This is a genomic window from Bartonella sp. TT121SHDZB (genome assembly GCF_042193415.1).
Lineage (GTDB): Bacteria > Pseudomonadota > Alphaproteobacteria > Rhizobiales > Rhizobiaceae > Bartonella.
Genome location: NZ_JBHILR010000063.1, coordinates 1 through 316, shown reverse-complemented (window position 1 = coordinate 316; position 316 = coordinate 1). Strand labels below are relative to the sequence as shown.

The window sequence follows — 316 nt, the reverse complement described above, 5'->3', positions numbered from 1 at the left end:
ATGCACGCCAACGTGCGCGGGCCGTCTTACTATCATTGAAAGGGAGTCGTTATGCTGCAACATCCCACTGTCGACAAACTGCACGCGCTGCGCCTGCCCGGCATGGCTGCGGCGCTTGCCGAGCAACAGACCCAGGACGGCATTGACCGGCTGGGCTTTGAAGAGCGGCTGGGGCTGCTGGTCGAGCGCGAAGCCAGCGAGCGTGACTCGCGACAAACAGCGGCCCGGCTTCGCCGGGCCAGACTGAAGGTCCCCGACGCGTCGCCTGAAGACATCGACTATCGCACCGCCCGCGGACTGGATCGCGCGCTTACCG

The 316-nt window shown here is 65.5% G+C and carries 1 protein-coding gene; it reads left to right on the top strand.

All coding sequences use genetic code 11. The features are described from left to right. Positions 1-51: 51 nt before the first annotated feature. Positions 52-316: ATP-binding protein (locus tag ACFIKI_RS08485; RefSeq protein WP_375666772.1), on the top strand; the 265-nt coding region annotated here is incomplete at its 3' end.